At 39.0% G+C, this 25,734-nt stretch carries 24 protein-coding genes and 4 tRNA genes; 6 read left to right on the plus strand and 22 right to left on the minus strand.

The window, feature by feature from the left end; translation table 11 throughout:
• Positions 1–178 precede the first annotated feature (178 nt).
• The gene (locus IE339_RS23430) at positions 179–715 is read left to right on the plus strand and encodes an ECF transporter S component (RefSeq protein WP_242172501.1); all 537 of its coding nucleotides are present in this window, start codon (positions 179–181) and stop codon (positions 713–715) included.
• Positions 716–769: 54 nt separating this feature from the next.
• Here the strand turns inward: IE339_RS23430 and IE339_RS23435 are convergent, their stop codons facing one another.
• The 3 genes from IE339_RS23435 to IE339_RS23445 all read right to left on the minus strand — a co-directional run bounded on the left by IE339_RS23435 (position 770) and on the right by IE339_RS23445 (position 4,924).
• Positions 770–2,305 carry a malate:quinone oxidoreductase gene (locus IE339_RS23435; protein ID WP_242172503.1) on the minus strand — a complete coding sequence of 512 codons (1,536 nt, stop codon included), beginning with the start codon at positions 2,303–2,305 and terminating at the stop codon, positions 770–772.
• 631 nt (positions 2,306–2,936) lie between these two features.
• Positions 2,937–4,286 (minus strand): FAD-binding oxidoreductase, encoded by a 1,350-nt coding sequence (locus IE339_RS23440; protein ID WP_242172505.1) that lies wholly within the window; start codon positions 4,284–4,286, stop codon positions 2,937–2,939.
• 83 nt (positions 4,287–4,369) lie between these two features.
• The gene (locus IE339_RS23445; protein WP_242172507.1) at positions 4,370–4,924 is read right to left on the minus strand and encodes a GNAT family N-acetyltransferase; all 555 of its coding nucleotides are present in this window, start codon (positions 4,922–4,924) and stop codon (positions 4,370–4,372) included.
• A 211-nt stretch (positions 4,925–5,135) separates the two neighbouring features.
• Here IE339_RS23445 and IE339_RS23450 point away from each other — a divergent pair, with 211 nt between their 5' ends.
• Positions 5,136–6,134, plus strand: a complete 999-nt coding sequence (locus IE339_RS23450; RefSeq protein ID WP_242172509.1) for a tRNA dihydrouridine synthase — start codon at positions 5,136–5,138, stop codon at positions 6,132–6,134.
• Positions 6,135–6,242: 108 nt separating this feature from the next.
• Here IE339_RS23450 and IE339_RS23455 read toward each other — a convergent pair whose 3' ends face one another.
• Complete coding sequence (locus tag IE339_RS23455) at positions 6,243–7,301, minus strand: NAD(P)/FAD-dependent oxidoreductase (protein WP_242172511.1); 1,059 nt, start codon at positions 7,299–7,301, stop codon at positions 6,243–6,245.
• A 291-nt stretch (positions 7,302–7,592) separates the two neighbouring features.
• Between IE339_RS23455 and IE339_RS23460 the strand changes: the two genes are divergently transcribed.
• From IE339_RS23460 to IE339_RS23475, 4 genes are all read left to right on the plus strand, one after another.
• Positions 7,593–8,438, plus strand: coding sequence for an ABC transporter ATP-binding protein (locus IE339_RS23460; RefSeq protein ID WP_242172513.1), 846 nt, complete (start codon positions 7,593–7,595; stop codon positions 8,436–8,438).
• Entirely contained in the window at positions 8,389–9,309 is a 921-nt protein-coding gene (locus tag IE339_RS23465) for an iron-hydroxamate ABC transporter substrate-binding protein (RefSeq protein WP_242176295.1), read from the plus strand. The genes IE339_RS23460 and IE339_RS23465 overlap by 50 nt, the downstream gene beginning before the upstream one ends.
• Before the next feature lie 101 nt (positions 9,310–9,410).
• Entirely contained in the window at positions 9,411–10,421 is a 1,011-nt protein-coding gene (locus IE339_RS23470) for a FecCD family ABC transporter permease (protein WP_242172515.1), read from the plus strand.
• On the plus strand, positions 10,418–11,422 hold the full coding sequence (locus IE339_RS23475; protein WP_242172517.1) for a FecCD family ABC transporter permease: 1,005 nt from the start codon (positions 10,418–10,420) through the stop codon (positions 11,420–11,422). Before IE339_RS23470 ends, IE339_RS23475 begins: the two co-directional genes overlap by 4 nt.
• Positions 11,423–11,486: 64 nt before the next feature.
• Here the strand turns inward: IE339_RS23475 and IE339_RS23480 are convergent, their stop codons facing one another.
• The 18 genes from IE339_RS23480 to dnaB all read right to left on the minus strand — a co-directional run bounded on the left by IE339_RS23480 (position 11,487) and on the right by dnaB (position 25,719).
• Complete coding sequence (locus tag IE339_RS23480) at positions 11,487–12,158, minus strand: DUF3600 domain-containing protein (protein ID WP_242172519.1); 672 nt, start codon at positions 12,156–12,158, stop codon at positions 11,487–11,489.
• Entirely contained in the window at positions 12,151–12,675 is a 525-nt protein-coding gene (locus IE339_RS23485; RefSeq protein WP_242172521.1) for a sigma-70 family RNA polymerase sigma factor, read from the minus strand. Before IE339_RS23485 ends, IE339_RS23480 begins: the two co-directional genes overlap by 8 nt.
• Before the next feature lie 260 nt (positions 12,676–12,935).
• Positions 12,936–13,523: a histidine phosphatase family protein gene (locus tag IE339_RS23490; protein ID WP_242172523.1), complete on the minus strand. Its 588-nt coding sequence runs from the start codon at positions 13,521–13,523 to the stop codon at positions 12,936–12,938.
• Positions 13,524–13,641: 118 nt separating this feature from the next.
• Positions 13,642–14,037, minus strand: a complete 396-nt coding sequence (locus IE339_RS23495) for an NUDIX domain-containing protein (RefSeq protein ID WP_242172526.1) — start codon at positions 14,035–14,037, stop codon at positions 13,642–13,644.
• A gap of 276 nt (positions 14,038–14,313) precedes the next feature.
• Complete coding sequence (gene rlmH, locus IE339_RS23500; RefSeq protein ID WP_053401816.1) at positions 14,314–14,793, minus strand: 23S rRNA (pseudouridine(1915)-N(3))-methyltransferase RlmH; 480 nt, start codon at positions 14,791–14,793, stop codon at positions 14,314–14,316.
• 93 nt (positions 14,794–14,886) lie between these two features.
• Positions 14,887–15,042, minus strand: coding sequence for a CxxH/CxxC protein (locus tag IE339_RS23505; protein ID WP_083446540.1), 156 nt, complete (start codon positions 15,040–15,042; stop codon positions 14,887–14,889).
• Between the two features lie 104 nt (positions 15,043–15,146).
• Positions 15,147–16,355 (minus strand): S1C family serine protease, encoded by a 1,209-nt coding sequence (locus IE339_RS23510; RefSeq protein WP_277933987.1) that lies wholly within the window; start codon positions 16,353–16,355, stop codon positions 15,147–15,149.
• Between the two features lie 140 nt (positions 16,356–16,495).
• Positions 16,496–17,290: an MBL fold metallo-hydrolase gene (locus tag IE339_RS23515; RefSeq protein ID WP_242172529.1), complete on the minus strand. Its 795-nt coding sequence runs from the start codon at positions 17,288–17,290 to the stop codon at positions 16,496–16,498.
• Positions 17,291–17,307: 17 nt separating this feature from the next.
• On the minus strand, positions 17,308–18,102 hold the full coding sequence (locus tag IE339_RS23520) for a two-component system regulatory protein YycI (protein WP_053401813.1): 795 nt from the start codon (positions 18,100–18,102) through the stop codon (positions 17,308–17,310).
• On the minus strand, positions 18,089–19,402 hold the full coding sequence (locus IE339_RS23525) for a YycH family regulatory protein (RefSeq protein WP_242172530.1): 1,314 nt from the start codon (positions 19,400–19,402) through the stop codon (positions 18,089–18,091). Before IE339_RS23525 ends, IE339_RS23520 begins: the two co-directional genes overlap by 14 nt.
• Before the next feature lie 50 nt (positions 19,403–19,452).
• Positions 19,453–21,270, minus strand: a complete 1,818-nt coding sequence (gene walK, locus IE339_RS23530; protein WP_242172533.1) for a cell wall metabolism sensor histidine kinase WalK — start codon at positions 21,268–21,270, stop codon at positions 19,453–19,455.
• Between the two features lie 5 nt (positions 21,271–21,275).
• A complete protein-coding gene (gene yycF, locus IE339_RS23535) occupies positions 21,276–21,983 on the minus strand; it encodes a response regulator YycF (protein WP_053401810.1) in 708 nt (235 codons plus the stop codon).
• Between the two features lie 245 nt (positions 21,984–22,228).
• Positions 22,229–22,301 (minus strand) — tRNA-Phe (locus IE339_RS23540).
• Between the two features lie 71 nt (positions 22,302–22,372).
• Positions 22,373–22,448 (minus strand) — tRNA-Asp (locus IE339_RS23545).
• A 29-nt stretch (positions 22,449–22,477) separates the two neighbouring features.
• Positions 22,478–22,552 (minus strand) — tRNA-Glu (locus tag IE339_RS23550).
• Between the two features lie 15 nt (positions 22,553–22,567).
• Positions 22,568–22,640: transfer RNA gene (locus IE339_RS23555), tRNA-Lys, on the minus strand.
• 195 nt (positions 22,641–22,835) lie between these two features.
• Positions 22,836–24,125: an adenylosuccinate synthase gene (locus IE339_RS23560; protein ID WP_242172535.1), complete on the minus strand. Its 1,290-nt coding sequence runs from the start codon at positions 24,123–24,125 to the stop codon at positions 22,836–22,838.
• A gap of 226 nt (positions 24,126–24,351) precedes the next feature.
• Positions 24,352–25,719 carry a replicative DNA helicase gene (gene dnaB, locus IE339_RS23565; protein WP_053401808.1) on the minus strand — a complete coding sequence of 456 codons (1,368 nt, stop codon included), beginning with the start codon at positions 25,717–25,719 and terminating at the stop codon, positions 24,352–24,354.
• Between the last annotated feature and the right edge of the window lie 15 nt (positions 25,720–25,734).

Consider the following 25,734-nt stretch of genomic DNA (forward strand, 5'->3'; position numbering starts at 1 on the left):
TTAGCTGCTATTGAACACAACGAATACTTGGACAATCCAATACCAAAAATGGCGTAGCTTATGTGATACTCCCATTAGCATAAAAGCTTTTTTGTTGCCAAAACTAAATTTTAATAACTTTCTGATACATTTCATGCTACTATAATTATCAAAAACATCTTTGAAAGGAATTATTCATATGCAACGAACACAAGGATATGCTTCAAACACAAAGACATTTGATTTAATTATTACGGCGATGCTAATTGCGCTTGTATTTGTGGCGACATTTTTTATAAATATTAGGCTGCCAATTACCGCAAATGGTGGATTGGTTCACTTAGGAACTGGCATGCTGTTTATTGCCTCGATCATGTTTGGTCCTAAAAAAGGAGCCATTTCAGGAGCAGTAGGAATGGCGCTATTTGATTACCTTAGCGGCTGGACGCTATGGGCACCATTTAGCTTTGTAACGCGTGGTTTACAGGGGTATATTGTTGGGAAAATTGCCTGGTCAAACGGTCGCAAAGGCACAAGCTTTGCCTTTAATTTAATAGCTACGATCGTTTCTGTACCTGTTATGCTAGTCGGCTACTATATTTGTGAGGGAATTCTATTCCATAACTGGATTTCCCCAGTGGCATCTATTACGGGTAATATCGTTCAGAACGTAGTCGGCATGGTCATTGCTATTCCTGTTTGTACTGCACTTAAAAGATCTTCCATTTTCCGATAATAAAAAAGGAGAAAATCGTTGTCGATTTTCTCCTTTTTTTGTTACGTAAACGTTTTAACTATATACTTCAGTTCCTACCTTATTCGAATGATCGGAAGTCTCTTTTTTTTTCACCAAACCAAGTGTTTCTGCTGTTGATTGATGAAGTTCTCGGAAAAGCTCAGGTTGTTCAGAAAGCGACACTCCGTAAGAAGGAATCATCTCTTTTACTTTTCCCTGCCAGTTTTTCATATTTTTCGGGAAGCATTTTTCCAGTACTTCAAGCATAACGTGGACAGCTGTTGAAGCACCCGGCGAAGCACCTAGCAGGGCTGCAATGGTTCCATCTGAAGCTGTAACAACTTCTGTACCGAATTGTAGCGTTCCTTTTCCGCCTGCTTCTGTGTCTTTGATAACCTGAACGCGTTGACCTGCTATTACAATATCCCAGTCCTCAAGTTTAGCTGTTGGAACGAATTCTCGTAGTTCTTCAAGACGCTTTTCATTTGATAACAGTACTTGCTGAATAAGATATTTTGTTAATGACATTTCTTTCATACCTGCTGCTAGCATTGTGAACAGGTTATTTGGTTTCACAGAGCCAATTAAGTCTAAGTTTGATCCTGTTTTTAAGAATTTTGGCGAGAAGCCTGCGAACGGCCCAAATAGAAGTGATTTTTTATTATCAATAAATCGTGTATCTAGATGTGGAACAGACATTGGAGGAGCTCCTACCTTTGCCTTTCCATATACTTTTGCGTGATGTCTTTCAACGACTTCCGGATTGTTACAAACCATAAACAGTCCACTTACAGGGAATCCGCCAATCTGCTTAGACTCAGGAATACCTGTTTTTTGTAGTAGAGGTAGGCTTGCACCGCCTGCGCCAATGAACACAAACTTAGCCGTGTGATTTTCAATTTTACCGCTGTTCATATCATGAACTTTAACTTCCCAAAGTCCGTTGCTTGTGCGTTTAATGTCTTTTACACCATGGTTATAGTTCATTTCGACATTTTTTGTTTTTAAATAGTCAAATAGCATACGTGTTAGTGCACCGAAATTCACGTCAGTTCCTGAATCAATTTTTGTGGCTGCCATCGGTTCAGTAGAAGTACGTTCTTCCATGATTAAAGGCATCCATTCCTTCAACTTTTCAGGATCCTCCGAGTATTCCATTCCTTGGAATAACGGACTTTTTGATAACGCTTCCAACCGTTTTTTCAGGAACGTTACATCTTTTTCCCCTTGAACCAGGCTCATATGTGGAATAGGCATAATGAAATCTTCAGGATTGCGAATTAAATTACTTTTTACAAGGTAGGACCAGAACTGTCTGGATAATTGAAACTGCTCATTGATTTTAACCGCTTTTGAAATATCTATCGATCCGTCCGACTTTTCTGTTGTATAGTTTAATTCACACAGCGCTGAGTGACCTGTACCTGCATTGTTCCATTCGTTAGAGCTTTCTTCTCCCGCACTTGTGAGCTTTTCAAACACTTTAATTTCCCATTCTGGAGCTAATTCCTTCAGCAATGCCCCTAGTGTTGCACTCATTACTCCAGCACCAATTAAAATTACGTCTGTTTTGTTCGGTAGTTTACTCATGATAACCTTCCTCATCCCCTGTATTGGCAAAAAAGGAATTTTTGTTCTTTCTAGAATGTGAAAAAAGCTAGCCCCACATCCCCTTGGAACACACCTTTTCTGTCTCACTGATCTAACTAACTATATTATAAACCATTTTAATTATTTGGAGCTTAAAATATTTACTATTATCTGATAATTATAAACTATTTAAAGCGTTTTAAAAAGGGAGAAGTCTTGATTAATTTTTTAAAAAACATATGGGTTTCTCTGCTTTTATTGAAATGAAGCGAATTATCGCCCTTCATAGGTAAAATATCTTTATATAATTTTTTCGACTTTGAATGCACTAAGTTCCGTTCTTCACATGCAGTATACGTTATTTCTATTCCAAGATGACTGTCCCTATGTCTAGAATAACAAATTGTGATCTTTCCAGACCCATCTACAGCATTTATTTACCCAAAATATAGAAAAACATGACAAAAACCAGTTAACGTATGTAGCTATTTTTTCTTACAGTTGTGTAAAAGTGGGTTACTTCCAACATTTTTGGATGAATTTTTGATGAAGCAACACGCTACTTTTGAGAAGAAACACCATTTGCAAAAAAATTAATCAAGAGTCCCCCTATGTACCGGGAAACTCTTGATTAATTTAGACCTTGAGGAAAACGGAATGCATTATACGGATCGTATCTACGGTTTATCCGTTCTAATCGTTCAGCATTCTCTCCAAAGTATTCACGCTCATAATTTTGAAGGTTGCTGATGGGGAAATTAACATAGGAACCTTCTGTAATGCTTTTAATGTATTCAAAGCGTTCTCGTACCCACTTTTGATTGGCTGAGGCAACGCTATTTTTGACCCAAACTGACTGACATCCTAGGATATACCGAGCGTTTCTATAATAAAAGGCTGTGTCGGTGCTTCCAACTTCCTTTATTGCTCCTCCAAGAGCGTAAAAGGAAATCGCAGCATATACAGATCCTTTGGCAGGTTGTTGGATGAGCTCTGTAATTGCTTGAAGTTCTTGTTTGGAATAACGTCGTTGCACAAATCGTCCGGTGGATTTAAATTTTTCAGACGGTGGATAGGTTTCCTCAATCTTTTTAACAGCATCAAGAAAAGGAAGCTCTTCTAATTCGAGTCGAAAACCTTCTACTTTCATAAAAGGCTCTAAAAGCTTCCTCGCTCTATTTGGTGAACCATAAAAGAAGCCGTTAGCAAAAATGCCCAATCCTTCTCCCTCTGCATTATAAAAGCTTGTGACGAGCGTCATACGTCTGTCCAATGTAGGCAACCACTTTTGCCATATGTCCATTACCTTCTCTTGCTTTTTCTTCGTTGTTCCGACATAGAAGAATCGAACGAGGGTGATCGGTTTTGTTCGCAGTTTTGGAAGCTGAAAGGTCATGCTTACGACTACACCAAAGTTTCCGCCACCAGCACCGCAGCAAGCCCAGAAAAGATCTGGATGACAGTACCGATTGGTCTTGATGATGCGGCCTTCATAGTTGATTAGTTCAATTTCTAGCAAGTTGTCGCACCCCAAACCATAGCGTCTGCTAGAAAGTCCCCAGCCTCCTCCAAGCGTGAAGCCTGACACACCAACCGTCGGGCACGTTCCTCCTGGAAACACATAGCCTTTTGAACCAACGAAGTGATATACTTCTGTATTTTTAGCTCCCGCCTCCATTGTTAAGAGGTGGCGCTTCTTGTCCAGTTTTAGTGCATTTAATCGACTAATATCAATCACCAGCACAAGATCTCCTGTCGAATATCCTTCGTAATGGTGGCCTCCTGAACGGATACGAATGCCTACACGACGTCTTTGCGCCCAACAAATCGCATTCACAACATCCTGTTTTCGTTCACAGTACACAATTACTAACGGGTACTTTTTAATAGCTCGATTCCATTCCTGACGAGAGGATTCGTAGCTAGGATCGTTTATCGTGACTACTTCACCTGTTAAACCCTTTAAAAAGGATGAGCTCATTTAGATAATCCCTACCTCTATTTTCAACTCAAAAGTAATCGTTTTTGTACTATTCTATTCCTAAAATAGAGATTGGTTCGGGTTTATTCAATGTCACACTCTTTTAGCACATACCCCATCTCAATCCGAACTTCCCTATTTTGTATGTCGGTATTGGAATAAGAAATGGTGTTCAAACCGACTGGTTCAAATCCATTCCTTATGTAAAATTGAATCGCAGGATAATTAGAAGTTTGAGTTTCCAATATGATCGACCTCACCCCTAGCGTAATAGCTCGCTGCTTTGCGAATTGGATCAGGCTTTGACCGATTCCGAGCCTTTTAAACGAAGACTTTACATATAAATCATGGATTAACAATGTATGATTCCATTCCATTTCTTGAATAACCATAACAGCTGCTTCCCTGCCTTCAAAAAGAGCGATGTAGAACTCTGAACCTTCTTTATGAGGTTGAAAAATGTCTTCTTCTAGCTCTTTTACGAAAGGGACAGAAAATCTTTCTTCCTGCATCGAAAAACACCATCCGTTTCCTATTTTTTCAACCTTCACTTCATAGTACTGATCTGATGTATACTTATAATGAACTTTCTTTCCTTGAGGATGATTTTCTTTATGAATTTGTTGGATTGTAATCATGTTCTTCTCCTCTTGTTTATTTAACGGGATAGATGGATATTTTGTTAAAGAGTAGCGATCAAAAGAAGTCGTCCACTTGCACTTTTTGGTTAATACTATTAAAGTATATACTGGTTGAAATTCATTCTAAAAGAGAATGGATAGGACTACAGATTTTTTCACTTTTTAATTTTGGGAACCTGTTTCCCTTAAAGAGAGGGTTTACTATATTATGAAAGATAATTTTTGGCATGAGTTGCCTCGGCCGTTCTTTATTCTGGCACCGATGGAAGCCGTGACCGATGTGGTTTTTCGTCATGTCGTGAGTAAAGCAGCGAGACCTGACGTATTCTTCACAGAATTTACGAATACAGAAAGCTATTGTCATCCAAAAGGACGAAATAGCGTACGTGGACGCTTAACGTTCACAGAAGATGAACAACCAATGGTTGCGCATATTTGGGGAGACAAGCCCGAATACTTCCGTGAGATGAGCATTGGGATGGCAGAGATGGGATTCCGCGGAATTGACATTAACATGGGTTGCCCCGTACAGAACGTTGCGGCAAATGGTAGAGGTTCTGGACTAATCCGTCGCCCTGATGTGGCTGCTGAAATCATTCAAGCTGCTAAAGCAGGCGGTCTTCCTGTAAGTGTGAAAACTCGCCTTGGGTATACAGAAGTAGAAGAATGGCATGCATGGTTACGACATATTTTAGAACAGGATATTGCGAACCTTTCCATCCATCTTCGCACACGTAAAGAAATGAGTAACGTTGATGCTCACTGGGAGCTTATTCCTGAGATTAAGAAGCTTCGTGATGAAATTGCTCCTCAGACGCTTCTGACGATTAATGGAGATATTCCTGACCGTGAGAAAGGCCTTGAGCTAGCAGAGAAATACGGAGTAGATGGGATTATGATTGGACGCGGCATCTTCCACAATCCGTTTGCATTTGAAAAAGAGAAGAAAGAGCACGGTAGCCAAGAACTTCTAGATCTTCTAAGACTACAGCTTGATCTTCACGATAAATACTCAAACGAATTAGAGCCTCGTCAATTTAAACCACTGCGCCGCTTCTTTAAAATTTACGTTCGTGGATTCCGCGGAGCTGGTGAACTAAGAAACCTTCTGATGGAAACGAACTCCACAGATGAAGTTCGTACACTTTTAGACGAATTTACCGAGAAATATGGCGTAAAAGAAGAAGAAGGATTTTCCGTTTCATAAATAAAAAAGCGAGAAGAGCATACAGGCTATTCTCGCTTTTTTGCATTTAGATCAGCAAATGATCTTGTTTATTCAAATATTTTATATATAAAGTTTCCAGCCATCTTTTTAGGATTGTCCCGCTATCATTTCTTTAATTAATGCTCGGTTTCTCTTTTTAAAAACTTCATTATGCGACGATACCATCGCAAATTTTTGAGCCGTTGGTTGAATATATTGCTTTGCTTTATTGATGGCGCTGGCAGCATCTTGAAAGCACCCGGCAATTAAGTGTAATTTGCCTTCATAACTGAGAATGTCACCAGCTGCATAAATACCTTCGATAGAGGATTCACTATTAGAATTACCGGCAATGTAATAATCATTTTCCATCTTTATCTGTAATTCACTATTTTGAAGCAAGCTTGTATCTTGTTCGTAGCCGTGATTAATAATCACATCGTCAATATCAAGATAAGTAATCGCACCTGTTTGTTGATCCGTCAGCTCAACTTTTTTAATTTCTTCGTGATTCTCGCAGGCAATGAGCTTTGTAATGCTTGTTTGTGGGAGACAATGGATTGAGCTATTTACTAACCTTGTGACCTGTGCCTCATGACCAGATAGATTTTCTTTTCGATAAGTAATGTACACTTTTTTGGCAACCGCCTCTAGCTCATTTGCCCAGTCAATAGCCGTGTTTCCACCGCCTGAAATAATCACAGTTTTATCCTTAAATTTCATAAGTGACGTAATTGTATAATGAATGTTCGTGACCTCAAATCGCTCAGCTCCTTCAATTTCAAGCTTCTTAGGATTTAAAATGCCACTTCCCACAGCAATAACCACTGTTTTCGTATAATGTTTTTGACCAGATGCTGCTCGTAACAAGAAAGTTCCGTCTTGATTACGGGATATTGACTCTATTTTCTCATTTAGCACAACTGTCGGATCAAAGGTCAAGCCTTGCTTGACTAGATTCTCCATTAGCTTTGCGCCTGAAATAGGCGTTACTCCTCCAACATCCCAAATCATTTTTTCTGGGTAAACGTGAATTTTCCCACCAAGTTGGGGCTGATATTCGATTAACTTTGTCTTCATCTCTCTTAATCCGCTATAAAAAGTAGAATATAGCCCTGCTGGCCCTCCACCAATAACCGTCACATCAAATAAGTCCTGTTGGTGCATTCGCGTTCACTCCCTAATTTAATTCTCAAATGATTATCATTATCAATTGTAAGTGATTAGTCTTCTTTTCACAATAGATATTTTTCTAAAAACCGCTTTACCTTCATTACAAGCTGAAAAAAATATTATAGTGAAATCATATTAAACTTACTCTCCCCCCTTACATTTTTCGTCATTTATTTTTATTGACAACTGTAAAAGTTAACTATATATTTAGATAGATAACTGATATCGATAATCATTCTCACTGATGATGTAATATATATTTTTCAATTATGGAGGTCATAAGAAATGCTTCGCCTGTTAACGAATGACTTGAGTGTTGGCTATGGAGAACGTTTAATTGTTAACAATCTTAGTGTAACGATTCCAGATAAAAAAATCACAACCATCATTGGATCCAATGGTTGCGGAAAATCAACCTTATTAAAGGCTATTACGCGCATTATTCCACATCAATCAGGCTCAGTACTTTTAGATGGAAAAGACATTGCTAAAGAACAGACAAAAGCTTTGGCGAAGAAAATTGCCATTCTCCCACAAACTCCTGAAGGTGCTGCTGGGTTAACAGTCGGTGAATTAATATCATATGGACGTTTTCCGCATCAGACTGGGTTAGGTCGGTTGACGAAGAAAGATTACGAAGTTATTGATTGGGCGCTAGAAGTCACTGGTACCTCAGACTATAAATATCGTCCAATCGATGCCCTGTCAGGAGGTCAACGTCAACGTGTCTGGATTGCGATGGCTCTTGCCCAAGAAACAGAGATTATTTTTCTTGATGAACCAACAACGTATTTAGATATGGCTCATCAACTGGAAGTTTTAGAATTACTACAAACTCTAAACAAGGAACAGAATAGAACCATCATTATGGTTCTACATGATTTAAATCAAGCCGCTCGTTTTGCTGACTACATCATTGCCCTAAAAGACGGTGAGGTTGCAAAAGCTGGAACTTGTGAAGAAATCATCGTTCCTGAAGTACTGCGAGATGTTTTTCAAATTGATGCTGTAATTGGGCGTGATCCAAGAACAGATAAACCAATGTGTGTTACCTACAATTTATTACGAGGAGAAAATAATGATGAAGAAACTATTAGCCCCACTCTTTCTACTGCTCATTCTTATTGTTAGTGCATGTGGCAACGACAACATAAAAACAGAAGATAACGATTCTAAAGATAAAGGATCAAAAACCATTACATATCAATCAGAAACAGGACCAGTCAAAGTCCCCTCTCATCCAAAGAGAGTAGTTGTGCTATCAGGCTATACTGGAGATGTTTTAGATTTAGGCGTTAATGTTGTTGGTGTGGATACTTGGTCCAAAAACAATCCAACCTTTAAAAAACAGTTGAAAGACGTTGAAGAAGTATCAGAGGATAACCTTGAAAAAATTATTGAGTTAAATCCTGATTTAATTATTGCATTATCAACGGTCAAAAACGTAGATAAGTTAAAAGAAATTGCACCTACCGTTACGTATACATGGGGTAAAGTAGATTATTTAACTCAGCATGTTGAAATCGGAAAGCTGCTAAACAAGGAAAAAGAAGCTAAAGCGTGGACAGACGACTTTAAGAAACGTGCAGAAACAGTCGGGAATGATATTCGAGCAAAAATTGGTGAAAAATCAACGGTGTCTGTTATTGAAGCATATGGAAAAGATCTTTATGTGTACGGAAACAACTGGGCACGTGGTACAGAAATCTTATATCAAACAATGAAGTTAAATATGCCTGAAAAAGTAAAAAAAGATGCATTAAAAGCAGGGTATTACACGTTATCATCTGAAGTCCTTCCAGAATACGCAGGTGATTATGTCATTTTAAGTAAGTACTCAGATTCCAATACATCATTCCAAAACACAGACACATATAAAAACATTCCTGCTGTTAAAAATGGACACGTTTTTGAGATGCAGGGTGAAGGTGCTTCCTTTACTGATCCTATCACTCTTGAAAAGCAACTTGCATTCTTTAAAAAAGCATTTTTAGAAAACTAACATTTTAAAAACAGCGTCTTGAAAGGGATGACCGAAAAAGGATCTTATTTCCTTTTTGGCCATCCCTTTTCTCATGCTAGGAAAGGAGAGTAATGAGCCCAATGACAAATAAAACTCGATCTTCTACTTCATTTATCATTACATTTTTCGTAGGAATTCTCATTTTTATCGGCATGTTTTTTATCGCAATGGCCTTTGGAGCTGCAGATGTAGGAATGAAAGATGTATGGTTGGCGCTTACGTCTTCTGCCACTGGTGATCATATCTCCATTATTCGTGATATTCGATTGCCCCGCGAAATAGCTGCTATTTTTGTCGGCGCAGCTCTTGCGGTTTCTGGTGCAATTATGCAAGGAATTACAAGAAATCCACTTGCCGATCCTGGCTTATTAGGTTTATCTGCCGGCGCTTACGCTGCCCTGGCGGTTACAATTGCCTTTATGCCATCTGCTAATTACTTTTTGACCATGATTGCTTGTTTTATTGGGGCGACGATTGGAGCTTTTTTGGTTTTTGAAATTGGGTCCATGAAAAGAGGCGGATTTTCCCCCCTTCGTATCGTCCTAGCAGGTTCGGCTGTTTCTGCCTTTTTATATGCGATTGCAGAAGGACTTGGCCTTTACTTTAAAATTTCGAAGGATATCTCAATGTGGACAGCTGGAGGTATGGTTGGAACGACCTGGACTCAGCTAAAAATTATTGTTCCTTTTATGGTGATTGGAATGATCATAGCCATTTTTCTGTCCAGACAGCTTACCATCCTAAGTCTAAATGAAGAAGTTGCGGTTGGATTAGGTCAGAACATCATAAAAATTAAAATCCTTCTCTTCGTTGTGATCATCATTCTCGCAGGATCTTCTGTTGCTCTTGTTGGGAATATGACGTTTATCGGACTAATGATTCCTCATATCGTTCGAGCCATTGTTGGAACCGATTATCGCTTTATTTTGCCCATGTCCGCAACTTCTGGGGCTACTTTTATGCTATTTGCTGATACCATTGGGCGTACGTTGAATGCGCCTTATGAAACCCCTGTTGTAGCAATTGTGGCTATGTTAGGCTTGCCATTCTTCTTGGTTATTGTTCGAAAGGGAGGAAACACGCTCTCATGATACATCCATCATTAATTAAAAAACAGCGGATGATCTTATTGATTTCTCTACTCCTCATTATAGCTACGATGATTGTGAGTATGGGAATAGGGTCCGCTAGTTTATCATTTAACCGACTTATTCAAACTCTAATAGGTCACGGAACATTTAAAGAAGAATTTATCTTATATTCGATTCGATTGCCTCGAATACTCATTACTCTGCTAGCTGGGATGGCACTTGCTTTATCAGGTTCTATTTTGCAGGGAATTACTCGAAATGATTTAGCTGATCCTGGTATTATTGGCATCAACTCTGGCGCTGGCGTTGCTATTGCCGTTTTCTTTTTATTCTTTCCGGTTGAGGCTGGTTCATTTGTGTATATGATTCCTGCTGTTGGATTCGTAGGTGCAATTATAACGAGTATTCTCATTTATTTGTTTGCCTATAAACGAAATAGTGGACTGCAACCTGTGAGTCTAATCCTTATTGGCGTTGGTTTCTCCACAGCGCTGTCTGGGGCTATGATTGTCATCATTTCCTCCGCTGATCGGACAAAAGTTGACTTTATTGCTAAATGGTTAGCGGGAAACATTTGGGGAGCAGACTGGCCGTTCATTTGGGCGCTTCTTCCTTGGTTAGTCATTCTTATTCCATTCACCTTATACAAAGCAAACCGACTAAATCTTTTAGGATTAAGCGAATCTGTTGCCGTTGGAGTTGGGGTTTCTATCGAAAGAGAGCGAATAACTCTACTTCTAACAGCTGTTGCACTAGCCGCTGCATCCGTTTCTGTAACGGGAGGCATTACGTTTATTGGACTAATGGCACCACATATCGCAAAAGGATTAGTCGGGCCAAGAAACCAGCTATTTATCCCGGTTGCCATTTTACTTGGCGGCTGGTTATTATTGGTCGCAGATACAATCGGACGAAACATTATTGACACCACCATACCTGCTGGAATTATGGTTTCGTTGATTGGCGCACCTTATTTTGTTTATTTGTTGTTAAAAAAGTAACCTAACTGAAAGGAAGAAACGATAAACGTTTCTTCCCTTTTTATAGTAGATTTTTCTGCTTACTTTATTGAAGTTGTTTATTATCTACATAACTAATAAAATCTCGTGCTTTAGCAAATTCACTTTGTAAATTTGAAGGGATATTTTCAGTGTCGTTATTGCTTTTTGCTAATATTGTTTCATACGTCATAAGTGCATGAATATAGTTCTCATATTCTTTAGATGTTAAGACTTCTTTACTTGATTTTAGCCCGTTCAATTGGTCAAAATATGGCTGTATTTCAAACATTACTTTCTTAATTTCATCGATCTTTGTAGAAGGAACTTGAGAATAATCGATGTTACCATACTTGTTTCCATATTCAACTTTAGAAGCAGTAACTACTTTTAGTAACTCTTTAAATTGGTGAAACTCTTTCTGCTTCATGTCCCCCTTCGCTTGAGTTAATTTAGCATCTACTAGCAAATATTTCTCTATCGTGACGCTAGATATATGTTTTTTCACTTGTTCAAATGAACCATAAAATTCATCTGTAATAAGTGTTTGGTAAGCAAATGCACTTGTTGGAACAAGTAAGCAAGCTGCTAAAATGGCTGATACTAAACGTTTCTTTACGTATACTTTTATTTTAGCTTCCATTTCAGACTTTGCTTTTTTTACACCTAGTTTACTTCTTTCATGAAGCTCCACAGGAATGTCTATTTTTGCTAACTCTTGTTTTAGATTGTTACTCATAGTTACCAACCTCCTTAAAATTTTTACGAAGTTTATTTAATGCGCGATATAACGTAGATTTCGCCGTTCCCAGTGGAATTTTGAGTAACTCGGATATTTCTTTTAATGTATGGTCATGGTAAAACTTTAATAAAATAACGCTTTTCTCCTCTTCCTGCAAAGTGTTCATTAGTTCTTGTAATGATAATGAAAGTGAAAGATCTTCTTCCTCTGAAGTAATCATCACTTCAAATTCTGGTTTCAGTTGAATAACCTTTTGGTTCTTTTTTATTACGTTTATTGCACAATTAATCGTTATTTTCATTAGCCATGTTTTAAAATACTCTGGCTTTTGCAATGTATCGATCTTTTTAAATGACTGATACGCTACTTCTTGAACGATATCTAAAGCATCGTCTTTATTCTTTACGTAAACATAAGCCGTTCGATAAATATCCTCTTCGTATTGTTGGAATAACTTTAAAAATGCTTTGTCATTACCTTTTTGAGCTTTTATCACTAAACGTCTAATAGTCATTCACCCTCTCCTGTTTGTCCTCTACCTATTAGACAAACAAAAGTTTAGTTTGGCTCAAATTTTTTTCTTATAAATAAAAAAACGTCCAAATCTTGGACAATTTTAGTGAGTGTTGGTTGTATTAATTCGAAATTTCCTATCACGTAAGCTGCTTGCTAAATTACCTATGTACGTATTTATATAAGTCTCACTATAATGATTCAAAGTGAAAAAAGGCATTGCAAATTACCCCCTACCAATGCCTTTTTACTAAATAATACTTATCTTAGGATAATATCCTCTTGTCCCCACAGTCGCTTAAACCCAACCAACTTAAACTCAGAATCAATGGTCAGTTTATATATATCTGGTTTTGTCGTGTTGTACCAAAAATCAACGTCATATTTTTCATCAAAATAGCTAAGTGTGCACGTCATGATATTACCATGTATACCGATAGCCACTCTTTTCCCTTTATACGTTGAAACAAGATCTCTTAACCCACTTATTCCGCGCTCTTGAACCTCTTTGTTAGATTCCCCGCCAGGATATTTAAACTCGGGATGATCAAATACATATTTGACTGCTTCTAAATGGTTGTCGAAATGATAATCTCTTGCTGCTAAATCTCGTTCTCTAAACCGTGTATCTACTTCTATTTTCTTATGTATATGTTTTGATAATCCTTCTACTGTTTGGATGGCTCTTACATATGAGCTTGAAACAATATGGTCAATATCCTCTTTTACAAGGATTTCTGTAATTTTTTCTGCGTCTTCCCAACCCTTTTCAGATAACTCCCTCGTTTCTTCGTTTTCTAACGAAAAAATAGAATGAGCGTGCCTTACAAAATAGATCTCCGTTTCCATATCTCCACCCCTAGTGCTAAGCTCTCTGGCAGTATTTTTTATCGAACTTGTCATTAACCAAATGAAAGCATGGTCTATTCTTGCAATTGAGTGCGATAGCCACTTTCGATTTCTTATTTCATGGCTTTTCAATAAGTTCCAATGCTTGTATTACCCTAGAGACATGTAAATCATCTTTCATCGATTCAAGCGAGTGCCATTTTACCTCAGATAACGTTTGGTGATCTTCAGCTTCCGGATCATAGCCAAGTACAGGCAAATTATCGTTAACTATGCGTGCTAAAAAACACTTTTCTTCTCCCAAACTGTATGTTCCTGTGAACAAATATCTGCTTATTTCTACATCCAAATTAACTTCTTCTTTTACCTCTCTTACAGCTGCATCTTCAAATGTTTCCCCGTTTTCTAGACCTCCACCAGGTAATGTCCAAAACGTTTTATCTGGATATACCTCTTTAACCATTAGGATGTGTTCATCTTTAATAATTGCTGCGCATGCCCTTTGTCTATTCATTTAATAGCTCCCTCTCCTTGTGTATGAACTTACTTCTGTTTTTAACAGCTTCAATTTCGATGTTTCATTAATAAAATCGAGCCTACATTTGCTTTTTTATTGATATGAAAGGATCTAAAATTAGTTCTACAAACTGGTATAAAAACCCTTTTAAATGCCTTTTTCTAAACTCTCTTATAGATAGAATGATCGTCAATGGATAATATTGAACAGTAAAAAAGAAGCCTCAAAGATATCTGGGTATCTTTGACGCTTCTAAAAATAGTAAGTATGTGTTTATTTATGGTACGGTTCTCCACGATTAATCCGAAATGCACGATATACCTGCTCGAGCAGGATCAGTCTCATGAGTTGGTGTGGGAAGGTCATGCGTGAGAAAGAGAGGGCTGCGTTTGAGCGCTTCATGACTTGGTCGCTTAGGCCTAGGGAACCGCCAATGATAAATGCAACCTTACTCTTTCCATATGTAGCAAGCTGGTCGAGGTCTTTGGCTAGTTCCTCCGAGGATTTAAGCTTTCCTTCAATGGCTAGGGCGATTACGTGCGTGTCATCGCTAATCTTCGCAAGAATGCGTTCTCCCTCTTTTTGCTTTACCTGCTCCATTTCGGCTTCGCTTAAATTTTCTGGTGCTTTCTCGTCTGAAAGTTCAATCACTTCGACTTTTGCATAGGTAGACAGTCTTTTTAGGTATTCGGAAATACCTTGTTTTAAATATTTTTCTTTTAATTTCCCGATCGTAATAATGGAGATATTCACAATCCACACCCTTTAAAAATTGATTTACAAACACGTTATCCACAGTCTTTATCCACATATCCACAGAACATATCCACATCTTGTGTTCGAATGTTAGTTCCCTACAATATATACAGATTTATTGTCGCAATATTCACATGTGGATATCTCATCTTCTCCTGTTTTCTCTAGGGTCGGGAACGTTTCGCTTTCATCGACCATTACATCTAACGCTAGTTCTACATGTTCTTCGCAGCATAGAATTTTCACTATTTTCACCTCACTTATCCACAGTACGTTTAACCTTATCCAGAAAGAAAGAACCGTTCAGTCAATATGCTGAAGAACGGTTCTTCATTTTTTTACATTCTCACTTATAGTGACTCTTTAATTAACTTCATTGTGGCGGTTTGCTTTTTACCATCACGATAATACGTCACTTTGAGTTTATCTCCAACTGCTTTTTGATTATACAGGACTTTTCGTAAATCAATAATGTTCGAAATTGGTTTACCGTCTAGCTCAACAATTACATCATATTGTTTTAAACCTGCTTTTGCAGCTGGTGAAGAAGGTTCAACATCGATGACTGCTACACCTTTTACCACGTCTTTCGGTAATTTCAATGTTTCACTTAGGTGATAACTTGAGATTTCATCCAACGAACGAGAGGAAATTCCCATATACGGGCGGCGTACTTCTCCAAATCGTTCTAAGTCATTAATCACTGGTCGAACAGAATTCGCTGGAATGGCAAGACCAATTCCCTCAACTTCCTCCTGAGCAATTTTCATCGAGTTAATTCCCACTACATCACCTTCGATGTTCACAAGTGCTCCACCGCTGTTACCAGGGTTAATGGCTGCATCCGTTTGAATAACCTCTGACTGCCAATCCGCTACCCCGTCACCGTTCAAATCTTGAGGGATAGCACGATTTGTACCAGATACAACGCCTTGTGTGACAGATCCAGCAAATTCAAGACCTAATGGGTTCCCAATCGCTACCACTGGTTCACCCCGTTTTAATGAATCAGAGTTACCAAATGTGGCTACTTGTTTCACATGCTTGGCATCGATCTCTAATACTGCCAAATCAGTCAATGCATCTGTTCCTAGTAAACGTGCTTTTACGCGAGTACCGTCGCTCATGCTTACTTCGATTTCACTTGCATCTTCTACTACATGGTTATTTGTCGCGATAAATGCTTTATTGCCAGCTTTTTTATAAATAACACCAGATCCTGTGCCCGCTTCAGAAGATTTCCCACTGTCCCAGAAGCTGCTTGATTTCTGGATATTTACTACGCCCACAACTGCATTATCAACCTTCGATACGGCCTTTGTAATATCACTCGTGACGTTCACAGAGACCGTCTTTTGTACACCTGATATTGAATTGTCACTTTGTTGAACATCATTTTCTGAAGAAGTAGAAGGTAAAATTCCCCGATCTACTAGTGATGGATACACCAATAAAATAATTAATGCACCGATAATTGCGCCGATCAAACCTGAGAAAAAGGCCCCTCTTTTTCTACGTGGTCGTCTTTGCTCTTGGTATTCGTCGTCATAATAGCCCACTCGTCTCATCCATCCTTTCCCTATACTGCGTTGTATTATAAGATCGTGTAATAAGCTGAGCCCTCTATTATAGACTATTATACCCAATTCACTGTAAAATTCTAATTTTTAGCACAATGAACTCCCAAATTTTTTACTCGTTAAATATAAACGAGCGGCGAAGCATTTTTTGGATCTGTATCATACAGCTCAATTTGCTCACCGATTTGGAATCCTTTTTCTGTTAGGACTTGTTCCACTGACATGCGGGCTAGATCCTTCATGTTATTATCCTGACTAAGATGAGCCAAATAAATGCGCTTTGTCTGGTCACCAATAACGTCCGCTAAGGCAAGTGCCGCATCTTCGTTTGATACGTGTCCCACATCGCTTAAAATACGACGCTTGATGCTCCAAGGGTATCTTCCCATTCGAAGCATCTCAACGTCATGATTGCTTTCAAAAATGAACATATCGCTATCTTTAATAACGCCTTTCATACGATCACTCACATAACCTGTATCTGTGATTAACGTAAGTTTTTTACCATCTTGATGAAAGGAAAAAAACATTGGCTCAGCTGCATCGTGAGATACACCGAAGGACTCTACGTCCAAGCCGTTAAACGATTTTGCCTCTCCAACATTAAAAACGAACTTTTGGTCCGGATGAATCGTTCCAATTAATCCTTCCATCGCCTGCCACGTTTTCTCGTTCGCATAAATCGGCAAATCATATTTGCGTGCTAACACACCTAATCCTTTAATATGATCACTATGCTCATGTGTAACTAAAATCCCTGAGAGATCTTTGATGTTGCGATCAATTTGTTGGAACAAGCCTTCCATGCCTTTTCCGCTTAGTCCAGCATCGACAAGAATCGAGCCTTTCTCATTTCCGACAAATGTTGCGTTACCCGTGCTTCCGCTTGCGAGCACACTAAAGTGCAAGCTCATGTTACTCACTCCAATAATTAATTAGTCTTTCCTTTTACAATGTCTCCTTCAAAAGCGTTCATGAAATATTGGTCCTTCTTGTTCACAACGATGTGCCAAGCTGGAATTAAAATTTGCATTTGAGCCTCATCAGAATTTGCGATCACTGGGGAGAAATTGTAATATCCTAATTTAACAGTGGTTATGTTGCTGTCAGGTTCAATTTCTTTATTTAAGTACAGGTTTTCAAGCACCTTGATCGGCTGTAGGATATCCTTATCAACCTCGATCTTATCCTTTACATCTAATAAAGTTTGCTCATAACCTGTCATTTCATTCTTATCATTAAGGTGAATAATGAGCTTCCCACCTTCATTGTTATAAATGGTGGCATCACCGATTTTTTGATAGCAAATAATCTGTTTTAAATCTTTATCCACATTCCATCGAATATAGGAAGAGCCCTTATAGATGTAATCTTTTAAAAATTGATTGAAACGAAACGTCGCATTTGATCCGGAAATTGGAATCGACTTATTGAACGTCCCTTGAAGATGTGTCGCATCTAGCAACATAATCTTTTGATCCTTAAGACCATCTAATTTGGTGTTCGTAAAATTGTAATTGGTCACTCCTACATAGCTTTCCTTAGAAGGTGGTGTCGGAAGATCTCCATATGTAATGTGATCGTCCGCTAAAAGCTCCTCAATACTTGCTTCCGTAATCGGATCAAGCTGACTACGTTCCTTTTTTTGATAAAGCTGAAAGCCAAGGAAAAGATTCAGAATCAGGAAAGTAATAATGAATGTATTTTTCGTTTTATTCCAATCCATTCGATGCACCTCCTGATTCCTTCAGACTTTCAACCTTGTTCCATTTGCCTTTGTATAAATAGAACCAAGCCGGTTGCAGGGCAATGCGTCGAACCTCTAAGCTATCATTCTGCTGCTGAGGAACGAGTTCGTAACCAATTGCAATGTCTTGCAGCTGTGACTTATCCAAGTTTGGAATCTTCTCCACAGACTTAATAATATCTAAGCCAGATGAGAGTTTTACTGGAAAACTACCTGATGATGTACGGGAAATTTTATAAATAGGTCGGCGGTATTTGGCAACCTCTGCTTTCCCCCACTTCTCGTAGATCTCCGTTGTTGTCGGCGCACTCGTTGAAAAGACAGGATAATTATTCTCATGAAGCTGATACATAACCTCGCGCTTATCAGGGTTCCATTTTGAAAAATAATACGCGTCTGTCCAACCACCATGATCATTAACAAAATTGAAGCTTCGTTTCAAAATGCTCGTTACTTCAATAGCCTCACTGTTAGACGTTCCTAAATTCGCCCAGTTGGCGTATTCAATTACGTCTTGATTACCAACGAACGCGAGCACGCTTGTCCCATCCGTGTAAAATTCTTCGTTCGATACTTTTTCTTTCTTCACGTACGTAGGATTACCGAATAAAACGTTTTTGAACTTATCCACATCTAGAGGGCTGCTATAATACATTAGGCTATCAAGCGTAACGGATTGCTTCGGAAGATAGATGTACTTTCCGTCACGAATTTTATACTTCGTGTAAGGAGCGTACAAGCTTTGCATTTTCGCTGCCTTTTTGTCAAAATCGTGTTGCAAAAAGTTAGAGACAATCGCAACAAAGATTTGACGTGTCTTTGTATCCACAAAATAAGCATTAATAGCGGACTGTCCTCTTTTTTCTTTAAGAAAAATGCGATCAAAATAAAAGTCAGGAACTGATTTACCCTCGACTTGAAACATATCCTTGAAGGCTTTCATCGAGATATTGTCCGGATAAATCAATTCAATCGCGTTATCCATATGTAAAAAAGAGTCGAAGTCATTTGACGGAACGTTTGGCGTATAGTTGTAGACGTTTGCAAACTTCCATGTCTTTGCTTCGTTTAGCCAATTGTCGACGTTTTTTTCGATCGTTGCACCATAGTCCGAACCATTCCCATGATAGATGACTTGTGAAAACTTAATATGATCGCTCAACTCTTTTTTTGATGCACTTTTCAGTGGACTTACATATGTTTCATTTTGTAAGTATTTATTTTTTTCAAGTATTTTGTAATGAGGCTGGTACGTCCAAAGATTCCACGTTAAGACCAAGCTTAATACTACCAAAAACAACAAAAGGAACGTTTTAAGCTTTTCGTATCTTATTCCCATTCGTCTTCGCGCTCACTTTCGACAGGAAGTGTGAAGAATATAATGGTTCCTTGCCCATCCTTACTCTTCGCCCAGATTCTCCCACCATGGGCTTGTACAATTTCCTTCGCGATTGCAAGACCAAGTCCTGTTCCACCAAGCTGTCTTGATCGAGCCTTATCCACGCGGTAGAAGCGATCAAAGATCTTCGAAATATTCTTCTTCGGAATTCCCACACCTTCATCTTGAACGCTTAAAATAACCGTCTCATCTTTTAATTTCAACGAGAACGTAATCGTACCGCCTTCTGGGGAGTACTTAATTGCGTTGGAAATAATGTTATCTAGAACCTGTGTAATTTTATCTTGATCAATTGATACATAGATTGATTGCTTCGGAAGCTTGCGAATGAACTTGATCTTCTGTTCTTTCGCCATTTCAAAGCGATCAATGGTGTAATTGTATAACTTCACTAAATCAATGATATCCGTCTTAAATCGATAATCCTTGCTATCGAGTTTTGACAATTGAAGCAGGTCGTTTACGAGGCGAATCATTCGTTCCGTCTCTGTCTGCGTTACTTGTAGGAATCGTGGTGCAATATCTTGATCCTGCCAAGCACCTTCTGCTAATGCCTCTAAGTAGCTTCGCATCGTCGTAAGTGGCGTACGCAGCTCATGTGATACGTTCGCAACGAACTCGCGGCGTTCTTGGTCAATTTTCTCCTGCTCGGTAATATCGTGTAGTACGATAATTAATCCGTTTACGAAGCCCGTATCCTTTTGAATAGAGGAAATCGTTGCACGAAGAATAAAATACTTATCCTTGTTACTAAAATCCAAAATGAGCGATTCTTGGTTTTCAAGGAGACTTTCGAACGTATGCGTTCCCTCGAGGTTCAATAAAGAAATGATCGGTTCAGACAGTACCGTTTCACGGGAAACATCTAACATCTCACTCGCAGGGTCATTAATAAGAATGACGCGGCCTTTTCGATCTGTTGCGATTACGCCGTCTGTCATATGGGCAAGAACCGAGCTTAGCTTCCGTCGCTCCCCTTCTGTCGTCGCCTGGGCCTCTTGAAGCTTTCTCGTTAAGTTGTTAAACGTAAGAGCAAGCTGACCAATTTCGTCATAGCCGTATACCTTTGCTTTCCGAGAGAAGTTACCTTTTGCCATTTCAAGCGCTTGTCGGCGCATATCAGACATAGGTCTTGTGATCGTCTGTGCGAGGAAAATACCGAGTAATGCCGTAATCACAAGGGCGATCATCGTTCCTGTTGTGAAGATGCTATTAACCTCTTTTATTTGAGCGTATACGGGCTCCATATTGGCCGTAAGGTATATTGCCCCTACAATTTCATCCTGTGACTTTATAGGCGCAATAAACTCCCTTACACGCATTCCTTTTGCTACTCTTGTTCGTTCTTCTGTAGCACCATATAGAAGGGCCCTTTTAATGGACACATCCGTTGTTTTCTTTCCAACTACGTATTCAGGGTGATCACTTGAACTTCCTAAAATTCGGCGGTTTGGATCAATCACACGTATTTCCGTAATGTCTTTTGATAGAGAATCTTTTAGCACGTCGCTAATATCACTCTCAAGCGAGGGAGAATTCTCGTCTCGCTTCTTTTGCATTTCCTGGTCAATACTATATGAAAGTAAGTTGACGCGCTCATTAACAGAGGTCGAAAAGTTATTAATTAACTCCTTTTCTAATTCGCGTACAAAATACACGCTCATAATCTGCATGGCTAATAAAATAAGCAATACATAAATTAACACGAACTTAAAATGAATCGATTGAAAAAAGCGTACTTTCTTCATTTACTCTACTCCTGTTCAGGATTTCGCAGGTAATAACCTACTCCTCGTCTTGTTACAATCCACGTAGGATGACTAGGATTATCCTCTATTTTCTCACGAAGTCGTCGTACGGTTACATCTACTGTGCGAACATCTCCAAAATAGTCATAGCCCCATACTGTTTGCAGCAAATGCTCCCGTGTCATTACTTGACCGATATGCTTCGCCAAATAATGAAGCAGTTCAAACTCACGGTGAGTTAGCTCAATTAAATCTCCGCGCTTTGAAACAATATATGCATCAGGATGGATAACCAATGAACCGATCGTAATTTCGTTCGTTTCGTTTTCATCTTCTGCTGTTGCCACCTGTTGATGACGGCGAAGATTCGCTTTGACACGTGCTAGTAGTTCACGTGTGCTAAAAGGCTTTGTAACGTAATCATCAGCACCTAGCTCTAACCCTAATACTTTGTCAATTTCAGAATCCTTAGCGGTCAACATAATAATTGGCATATCATATTTCTTACGAATTTCACGGCAAACTTCCATTCCATCACGTTGAGGAAGCATGATATCTAATAACACCAATTCTGGTTGAATTTCTTCTAATTTCTCTAGTGCTTCAACGCCGTCATATGCGCAAAACACTTCGTAACCTTCTTTTTGTAAATTGAACTTCAAAATATCAGCAATTGGTTTTTCGTCGTCAACCACTAATATACGTTTATCCATGTTATCGTTCTCCTTTATCTTTTAAACGAAGAATTTTTGGTACTCATCTTTTCTATTATACTTGAAAAGAAAAGAAAGTTCATGATTCTACTTTATAACATATATAGGTAAATCTGAAAAACCTCTACCAAAGTGCTAGCGGTTATTATGGATTGTACAATTAATCATCTCGTTAAGCAAAGTAAATTCCAGTCTTTAGGCAAAATAAAAACTAGAGTTCTAAAACGAACTCTAGTTTTTTGGGATGGCTCGGGACGGAATCGAACCGCCGACACAAGGATTTTCAGTCCTTTGCTCTACCGACTGAGCTACCGAGCCATAGTTATACGTGACTATGTATATTCTTTACTATACCATAACTTTCTTTTAAATCAATAAAAAGAAATAAATGGCGGTCCCGACCGGGATCGAACCGGCGATCTCCTGCGTGACAGGCAGGCATGTTAACCGCTACACCACGGGACCCTAAACATCATTAAGCTATTAAAATAACATGGTGACCCGTACGGGATTCGAACCCGTGTTACCGCCGTGAAAGGGCGGTGTCTTAACCGCTTGACCAACGGGCCAGTTAAATTTAAAAGTGAGCCATAGAGGATTCGAACCTCTGACCCTCTGATTAAAAGTCAGATGCTCTACCAGCTGAGCTAATGGCTCATATGTATCTTAACGACGCTTTTTATAATAGCAGATATTTTTTTATTCGGCAATAGTTTTTTCAAAAAATGTTTAAAAAAGAATTTTTTGTCGAAACATAAAAAATGCTTAAAGCTGACTGATGGTGTTTGTACCTGATGTCGAGTCGCAGCTTTAAGCATTTTATGATTATACAAAATTCATTTTACCCTACAATTATACGCGGTATACGTTACGGATTACGTTTGTTTGAGAACGATCTGGTCCTACTGAGAACACAGAAAGTGGAATACCTGTTAATTGAGATACGCGCTCTAGATAATGACGAGCATTATCAGGAAGCTCATCAAGAGTTTTCATACCTGTGATGTCTTCTGTCCATCCTGGAAGCTCTTCGTATACTGGCTCACATTGAGCTAATACTTTTAAGCTAGCTGGGAACTCTTCTAAGATTTCCCCTTTATAACGATATGCAACACAGATTTTTAACGTTTCAATTCCTGTTAATACATCAATTGAGTTCAGAGATAAATCTGTAATTCCACTCACGCGACGAGCATGACGAACAACCACACTATCAAACCAGCCGACACGGCGTGGACGACCCGTTGTTGTACCATACTCACGTCCTACTTCACGAATTTGATGGCCAATTTCATCGTTTAATTCCGTTGGGAACGGACCATCACCAACACGTGTTGTATAGGCTTTTGACACACCCACAACGTGATGAATTTTCGTAGGACCAACACCAGAACCAATTGTTACACCACCTGCTACAGGGTTTGAAGATGTAACGAATGGATATGTTCCTTGATCGATGTCGAGCATAACACCCTGTGCACCTTCGAATAAAACGCGTTTTCCTTCATCAAGAGCATCGTTTAATACAACGGACGTATCGCACACATACTTCGCAATTTGTTGCCCGTATTCATAGTACTCATCAAGAATGTCTTCAATTTTAAAGCCTTCTACTTCATAGAACTTTTCTAAAAGACGGTTCTTTTCTTCTAAATTACGCTCTAATTTTTCTTTGAACACTTCACGGTCTAATAAGTCTGCAATACGAATTCCCATACGTGCTGCTTTATCCATATACGCAGGACCGATACCTTTTTTTGTTGTTCCGATCTTGTTGGCACCTTTGCGCTCTTCTTCTACTTCATCTAATTTTAAATGATATGGAAGAATAACGTGTGCACGGTTACTGATTCGAAGATTATCTGTTGTAACGTTACGCTCATGTAAACCACCTAATTCTTTTACAAGCGCTTTTGGATCTACGACCATTCCGTTTCCAATAACAGAAATTTTATCTTTATAGAAAATCCCGGAAGGAATTAAATGCAATTTATAAGTTTCACCATTAAATTTGATTGTATGACCTGCATTGTTACCACCTTGATAACGAGCAATCACCTCTGCATTTTCAGATAGAAAATCAGTGATTTTCCCTTTACCTTCATCTCCCCATTGAGTTCCAACAACAACAACTGAAGACATTCTAAAAGCACCTCCGCTTAGTAAACTACTGCTTACTACTTCATGTTTTCAACGTTATTAAGTGTATCAATTCACTACAGTAAAGTCAACCAAAATCCGAACGATTAATTAATAATTAATATATACGTTCGTATTATTATGATTATTATTTCCTAAAGGGGTGCAGAATACACTAGTTTTTACCCATCAAAAAAAGCGACCTTCCGTAAAAAGAAGGTCGCTTTCTCTATGCGCCTGGTGGCGGCATACTGGCGTCATCAAAACGCCGCTCAAGATTAACGAATTTATTGTATTCCTTAACGAATGCCAACTGTACGGTACCAACAGGGCCGTTACGCTGCTTGGCGATAATAATTTCAATGATATTTTTATTTTCACTTTCTTTATCATAATAGTCATCACGATACAAGAAAGCGACAATATCTGCATCCTGCTCAATACTCCCAGATTCACGGATATCTGACATCATTGGACGCTTGTCTTGACGTTGTTCTACGCCACGAGATAGCTGTGATAAGGCGATAACCGGCACTTTCAATTCACGCGCGAGCGCTTTAAGAGAGCGGGAAATTTCCGATACTTCCTGCTGACGGTTTTCACCGCTGCGGCCGCTACCTTGAATCAATTGCAGATAGTCAATTAAAATCATTCCTAAACCGTGCTCTTGCTGAAGACGACGGCATTTAGAACGGATTTCACTAATGCGAACCCCTGGCGTATCATCAATGAAAATCCCTGAGTTTGATAGGGAGCCCATTGCCATCGTAAGTTTTCCCCAATCTTCGTCTGTTAATGAACCAGTACGAAGGTTTTGCGCATTAATGTTCCCCTCTGCACAAAGCATCCTCATGACAAGTTGCTCAGCACCCATCTCCAGACTGAAGATCGCCACGTTCTCATCCGTTTTGGTCGCAACGTTTTGCGCGATATTCAAGGCAAAGGCCGTTTTACCTACCGATGGACGAGCGGCTACGATAATCAAATCATTTCGTTGAAACCCGGCAGTCATTCGATCTAGCTCAGTGAACCCGGTCGGAATTCCTGTGATATCACCTTTTCGATTATGAAGCTGCTCAATATTATCGTAGGTTTGAACTAAAACATCTTTAATGTTCTGAAAGGAGCCCGTATTTTTCCGCTGAGAAACCTCTAAAATACTTTTTTCAGCTTCATTTAGTAACGCATCTACCTCATCTTCTCTTGCATAGCCCTCAGAAGCAATATCTGTTGCTGTTCGGATTAGACGACGAAGAATGGACTTCTCCTCAACGATTTTGGCGTAATATTCGATGTTGGCTGCAGTTGGAACAGCGCTGGCCAGATCACTTAAATAGGATACGCCTCCAATCTCCTCAAGAAGCTTCTGATCCGCTAATTCAGAGGTAACCGTGACAAGGTCAACCGGCTCCCCCTTATCTGATAAGCGGAGCATATAGTTAAAAATCTTCTGGTGAGCAGCTCGGTAAAAATCTTCTGGAATAAGCATTTCAGAAGCCTGCGTCAATGAAGATGGTTCAAGAAAAATAGCCCCTAAAACTGCTTGTTCTGCTTCTATATTCTGGGGCGGTAGACGATCAGAAAAAACATCACTCATATCGATAACGCCCCT

Source organism: Priestia koreensis, from assembly GCF_022646885.1.
Taxonomy (GTDB): Bacteria; Bacillota; Bacilli; order Bacillales; family Bacillaceae_H; genus Bacillus_AG; species Bacillus_AG koreensis_A.

What these genes read in the sequence shown, in the direction of transcription:
- IE339_RS23465 (WP_242176295.1), top strand. Translation starts at nt 8,389, where the DNA reads ATGAAGAAACTATTAGCCCCACTCTTTCTACTGCTCATTCTTATTGTT.
- IE339_RS23560 (WP_242172535.1), bottom strand. Translation starts at nt 24,125, where the DNA reads ATGTCTTCAGTTGTTGTTGTTGGAACTCAATGGGGAGATGAAGGTAAA.
- yycF (WP_053401810.1), bottom strand. Translation starts at nt 21,983, where the DNA reads ATGGATAAACGTATATTAGTGGTTGACGACGAAAAACCAATTGCTGAT.
- dnaB (WP_053401808.1), bottom strand. Translation starts at nt 25,719, where the DNA reads ATGAGTGATGTTTTTTCTGATCGTCTACCGCCCCAGAATATAGAAGCA.
- IE339_RS23495 (WP_242172526.1), bottom strand. Translation starts at nt 14,037, where the DNA reads ATGAATAGACAAAGGGCATGCGCAGCAATTATTAAAGATGAACACATC.
- IE339_RS23445 (WP_242172507.1), bottom strand. Translation starts at nt 4,924, where the DNA reads ATGATTACAATCCAACAAATTCATAAAGAAAATCATCCTCAAGGAAAG.
- IE339_RS23440 (WP_242172505.1), bottom strand. Translation starts at nt 4,286, where the DNA reads ATGAGCTCATCCTTTTTAAAGGGTTTAACAGGTGAAGTAGTCACGATA.
- IE339_RS23470 (WP_242172515.1), top strand. Translation starts at nt 9,411, where the DNA reads ATGACAAATAAAACTCGATCTTCTACTTCATTTATCATTACATTTTTC.
- walK (WP_242172533.1), bottom strand. Translation starts at nt 21,270, where the DNA reads ATGAAGAAAGTACGCTTTTTTCAATCGATTCATTTTAAGTTCGTGTTA.
- IE339_RS23480 (WP_242172519.1), bottom strand. Translation starts at nt 12,158, where the DNA reads ATGAGTAACAATCTAAAACAAGAGTTAGCAAAAATAGACATTCCTGTG.
- IE339_RS23520 (WP_053401813.1), bottom strand. Translation starts at nt 18,102, where the DNA reads ATGGATTGGAATAAAACGAAAAATACATTCATTATTACTTTCCTGATT.
- IE339_RS23490 (WP_242172523.1), bottom strand. Translation starts at nt 13,523, where the DNA reads ATGGAAACGGAGATCTATTTTGTAAGGCACGCTCATTCTATTTTTTCG.
- IE339_RS23430 (WP_242172501.1), top strand. Translation starts at nt 179, where the DNA reads ATGCAACGAACACAAGGATATGCTTCAAACACAAAGACATTTGATTTA.
- IE339_RS23450 (WP_242172509.1), top strand. Translation starts at nt 5,136, where the DNA reads ATGAAAGATAATTTTTGGCATGAGTTGCCTCGGCCGTTCTTTATTCTG.
- IE339_RS23515 (WP_242172529.1), bottom strand. Translation starts at nt 17,290, where the DNA reads ATGAGCTTGCACTTTAGTGTGCTCGCAAGCGGAAGCACGGGTAACGCA.
- IE339_RS23475 (WP_242172517.1), top strand. Translation starts at nt 10,418, where the DNA reads ATGATACATCCATCATTAATTAAAAAACAGCGGATGATCTTATTGATT.
- IE339_RS23485 (WP_242172521.1), bottom strand. Translation starts at nt 12,675, where the DNA reads ATGACTATTAGACGTTTAGTGATAAAAGCTCAAAAAGGTAATGACAAA.
- IE339_RS23435 (WP_242172503.1), bottom strand. Translation starts at nt 2,305, where the DNA reads ATGAGTAAACTACCGAACAAAACAGACGTAATTTTAATTGGTGCTGGA.
- IE339_RS23455 (WP_242172511.1), bottom strand. Translation starts at nt 7,301, where the DNA reads ATGCACCAACAGGACTTATTTGATGTGACGGTTATTGGTGGAGGGCCA.
- IE339_RS23460 (WP_242172513.1), top strand. Translation starts at nt 7,593, where the DNA reads ATGCTTCGCCTGTTAACGAATGACTTGAGTGTTGGCTATGGAGAACGT.